Consider the following 4435-nt stretch of genomic DNA (forward strand, 5'->3'; position numbering starts at 1 on the left):
TTAACGAGAAGAATCAGGAAATTAACGAGAAGAATCAGGAAATTAACGAGAAGAATCAGGAAATTAACGAGAAGAACCAGAAACTAAACGAGAAGAATCAGGAACTAAACGAGAAGATGCTCGTTATAAAAGATATGGCTAAAATGCTATACGAACAAGGAATCCCACCAGAAATAATCGCAGAAAGATTCAATTTGGATAGCGAACTCCTGAAAAGTTTCCTGAAATAGAATATCAATGACCACATGTACCACAGACAACGCCAAGAGGGAAAATCAATATCATGTTTTCCCTCTTGGCATTATTATTTTCACAAAGCGCAAAGATAATATGCTTAAAATATATTAAATCCACACACATTTCATAACCATACTGCAGTGAATTCATAAAATATGCATTTACAATATGTAACAAAGCTACAAAAAGGATTTGTTCATAGACATAAACAGTTTATCCCGTATGAAAACCATGTTTTTTATACAATGGTAAATTCCCTGTGAATTATCATGCCTGACAGCAGAAAACCCCTGTTTAAGTTGGCTATATCGGGAATAAAACTTACTTTTGTAGATAATTTTGGCCTGAATGCGGACTATCTTGTACATCTGAACCGGAAGAGGAAGGATGTGGGAGGTAGCCGCGAAGCGTACCCGGAGGGTAAGGAATATGGTAAAAAAATACAAAAGCAACCGACATTTTAGTTATAGCTAAACTTTTATGCCTAACTTTGAAATCAGAAACATAGATGCGGTAAATGGAAAACAGAAATTCTACAAACTCATTAAAGATGGCATATGCCAGATTGATGATTTCGAGAATGATTTGGAAGAAGCTTATAAACCGGAACTAAGAACTATATACGCATATATGGATCAGGTGGCAAATCTGAGATCCTTGCCACAAACCAAATTCCATTTTTATGATAAAGCCAAAGGAGGGTATAGGGAGTTTGAGTTCAAGAGCAAACATTTAAGAGTCTATGGAATAGTGATAGATGAAGGCAAACTTGTAATCTTGGGAGGGACTAAAGCCAACCAAGACAATGACACAGCTATTTTCAGAAGAATAAAAAAAAGAATATATAGAATCAACAAAAGGATAATCAAATGGACAGAAAAGAATTATTGAAAAGTCCGGAGTACTGGACAGCGTCAATCCAAATGGAATTATATCGTCAGATTGAGGCTTTTATGAAAGAAAACAATTTCAATAAGACTCAGTTGGCCGAATATTTAGGTTGTTCTAAGGGGTATATCACCCAGCTATTGTCAGGGGATTTTGACCATAAATTAAGTAAGTTTATACAACTGTCATTAGCTATAGGAAAAATTCCGGAATTCTGTTTTACGGATATTGATGAGTATATCCAGAATGAAACACAATCGTATAAAAACACTATGGTTCTTTCCGACAAGTGTCCGTTTTCAACATTCTCATTGTCAAACATCATAATAGAAGACGCAGCATAAGATGGCAACAATACCATACAGGATTAGCGGAATAAAAACTACTCAGTTTGCTTTATTCCAGGAAAGATTCATCAACGGCAGAGAAATAACCGTACAGACATCATTTTCATTCGGATATAATGAAAGATTAGACAGTATCCGGTGTATTTCGAATTTTGAATATTTACAGGATGAGAATGTTTTGATGACTTCAGAAATTCAATGTACGTTCGATATAAGCCCTGAAGGAACATCAGAACTTAAACAATTAAAAAAAGTGCCTGTAGATTTTTTGCGTTATATGGCTACTATAGTAACCGGAACTGCGCGTGGTATCATCCATGCAAAATCAGAAGGTACATTGTTGGCAGGCACAATACTTCCCCCTATAAATCTTATGGAAGCAATAAAGGATGACTTGCCTATAATCTCTGAAAAATAATTTTGGTCTGAATGCGGACTATCTTGTACATCTGAACCGGAAGAGGAGGGATGTGGGGGTAGCCGCGAAGCATACCCGGAGGGTAAGGATTTAAAACTATTCTGTAAAAAATATGTGCAAATTTTCCGAAGATACTAAAAGTAAGTTGGGAAATGCGATTATATACATTGCCAACAATACCACACAACTGAGCAAGACAAAATTGCTGAAACTTCTTTATCTTATGGAAGAAGAGATGGTTTTGCATTATCATGTCCCATTTTTAGGTTTACCATACGAAGTGTGGCAGGCAGGCCCGGTATCTAAAGACGTTTTTATAGATTTAAGCGACGGTCCATATCTGTTGAAAGATTATGTTACAACAGAACAGACAGCCGATGGTAAGATAACTTATATAAAAGCTAAAGCCGAATTCTGCGACGACGAGTTTTCCGACTGTGAAATAGAAATGATGGACAATATAATTTCAAGATATGGTTCGCTGACAGCCGGCCAACTTGTGAATGAGACACACAAACAAGGAACATTGTGGCACAAAGTGGCAGAAGCGCATAATCTGATAGAGCCTTTCGAGAAAAGGGAGTGTAATAACTCGGATTATCAGATAGACTTTTCAGACCTTTTGTCCGGAAAAGCAGCTGAAGCTTATAGAGAAAGCTTAGATATACGACAGACCGCCAATATAATGAAGACCTATGTTTGAAGAAGGTAATTTGTTGTATTTCGATCCATTTCTATTTAAGAATGGAGCTACCCCGAAACCTAAATTTTTTATTGTTCTGAAGAATGATATAAATGATGAGGTCATATTGGCAACACTGCCAACTTCTAAAGATCATATACCAAGCGATGTTGCAATAACTTCAGGATGCACCGAACTTCCTGACAGAGCAGTAAATGTATATGCATTTTTGGCCGATACTCCCGTTACAACCAATGGCTATTGTTTTAAGGTCAACACATTTATTTATGGAGCAGACATTGACACATATCCATCAAAAATTTTCAAAGAGCAAATGTCCAACAACCAGATAAAAGTTTCGGCCCAAGGAAAATTAAAACAAGAAATCTTTTATGACCTGTTAGATTGCCTTAGGAACTCAAAGATGGTTAAAAGGAAGTTCAAGAAAATATTGTGACAGTTGCAGTATATCTGACAGACCTGAAGGAAGGCAAAACCGTTATCAGACGTCTTACGGATGAGGAACTGAACGAGGTATATAATGCAGGGATAGATTTGTTTTTCAACTACGAAATGTATTTGGAGTAAGATTATGAATGACAGTTTCATCATACCTGAAGAGAACTTCAACCTTCAAGAAATTAGCTATATTGTAAAGTACTTGAAAGAGAAGCAATATAGAGCAGACGATACGGAATTGAGTGGACTAATTTCAGAAGCTCACTAAGAAACACATTAAAGCAGAATATTTTGAAGGGAGCGGTGTATATCTAAGGAAATATTAATAGAAATACAAAGATAGGAATGTCACAACCATCTATAGTAAAAAATTCATTGTACAAAGGCCTGTTGAATATTTTCAACATGGTGATACCTATAATAGTAACTCCATATATTTATAGAGTTCTTTCACCATCAGCCATGGGAGAATATGACTATGCCAATACAATTTATTCATATTTCAACCTGTTTGGACTATTAGGCATAGTGACATATGGGATCAGAGAACTGAGCAGGAACAGAGATGACCAGGAGTATGTACGAAAGACATATTCTGCATTATTCTCCATCGGAATCATAAGTAACCTGATATGCTTTCTTATCTTCGCGGCATTCTCATATTTTGCATTCCATGACAATTCCTCGATGTTCACTTTGCTTATTATCTTAAGCCTGAACCTTATATCGAATTTTTTCAACACAGAATGGATAAACGAGGCTTTTGAAGATTTCCGGTTCATAGCCATAAAAACAGCCATCATAAGACTGATATATGTGGTGTGTATATTCATATTTATAAAAAGTTCGGAAGATATATGGATATATGCATTGATGGTAACCATCTCGAATTTCCTCAATTATATAATAAGTTTCTTCTACTCCCGGAAATATACAAAGTTCAGTGTTTTTTCTTTTTCATTCGACTGGGCGATGATAAAGAAAGTGCTTCCTTTTCTTTTCTTTATCCTCCTGTTGGAGAATAGCGGAATGCTGTATACTGTATTAGATAGAATAATGCTTGGTACATATACTACTTCTGATAATGTTGCCTATTATTCTGTCAGTCAACGCATAATGGAAATTATAAGAGTTTTGTTGGCTACATTAACATATGTTTCATTACCTCGTTTGTCCTATTATTTAGGTAAAGATGAAAATTTATACACTGACTACTTAAATAAATTGTATACAACTAATATGATGCTCAGTATTCCATTAGTTATAGGGCTTTCTCTTATTAGCAAAGACATTGTCATACTTTTTGCGGGAAGTAAATATACCGCAGCATCATTACCTTTGATTATTTTTTCTATCAGAATTGTTACATTAATGATAGAAAGTGTAACTTCTCAGCAAGTATTA

At 35.4% G+C, this 4435-nt stretch carries 9 protein-coding genes; all 9 read left to right on the forward strand.

Annotated features, from left to right (window positions below; translation table 11 throughout):
* Positions 1 to 230: hypothetical protein (locus QZ379_RS10125; protein ID WP_291564009.1), on the forward strand; the 230-nt coding region annotated here is incomplete at its 5' end.
* A 276-nt stretch (positions 231 to 506) separates the two neighbouring features.
* A complete protein-coding gene (locus tag QZ379_RS10130; RefSeq protein WP_291564012.1) occupies positions 507 to 701 on the forward strand; it encodes a hypothetical protein in 195 nt (64 codons plus the stop codon).
* A gap of 16 nt (positions 702 to 717) precedes the next feature.
* Positions 718 to 1128, forward strand: coding sequence for a hypothetical protein (locus QZ379_RS10135; RefSeq protein ID WP_291564014.1), 411 nt, complete (start codon positions 718 to 720; stop codon positions 1126 to 1128).
* Complete coding sequence (locus QZ379_RS10140) at positions 1107 to 1469, forward strand: helix-turn-helix transcriptional regulator (protein WP_291564017.1); 363 nt, start codon at positions 1107 to 1109, stop codon at positions 1467 to 1469. Before QZ379_RS10135 ends, QZ379_RS10140 begins: the two co-directional genes overlap by 22 nt.
* 1 nt (position 1470) lies before the next feature.
* Positions 1471 to 1890 carry a hypothetical protein gene (locus tag QZ379_RS10145; RefSeq protein ID WP_291564020.1) on the forward strand — a complete coding sequence of 140 codons (420 nt, stop codon included), beginning with the start codon at positions 1471 to 1473 and terminating at the stop codon, positions 1888 to 1890.
* Positions 1891 to 2002: 112 nt separating this feature from the next.
* Complete coding sequence (locus QZ379_RS10150) at positions 2003 to 2593, forward strand: Panacea domain-containing protein (RefSeq protein ID WP_291564023.1); 591 nt, start codon at positions 2003 to 2005, stop codon at positions 2591 to 2593.
* Entirely contained in the window at positions 2586 to 3029 is a 444-nt protein-coding gene (locus tag QZ379_RS10155) for a hypothetical protein (protein ID WP_291564026.1), read from the forward strand. Before QZ379_RS10150 ends, QZ379_RS10155 begins: the two co-directional genes overlap by 8 nt.
* Positions 3026 to 3160, forward strand: coding sequence for a hypothetical protein (locus QZ379_RS10160; RefSeq protein ID WP_291564029.1), 135 nt, complete (start codon positions 3026 to 3028; stop codon positions 3158 to 3160). The genes QZ379_RS10155 and QZ379_RS10160 overlap by 4 nt, the downstream gene beginning before the upstream one ends.
* Positions 3161 to 3376: 216 nt before the next feature.
* Positions 3377 to 4435 (forward strand): flippase (locus tag QZ379_RS10165; protein ID WP_291564032.1); only part of this gene is annotated, 1059 nt, incomplete at its 3' end.

Source organism: Bacteroides sp., assembly GCF_019417265.1.
Taxonomy (GTDB): domain Bacteria; phylum Bacteroidota; class Bacteroidia; order Bacteroidales; family Bacteroidaceae; genus Phocaeicola.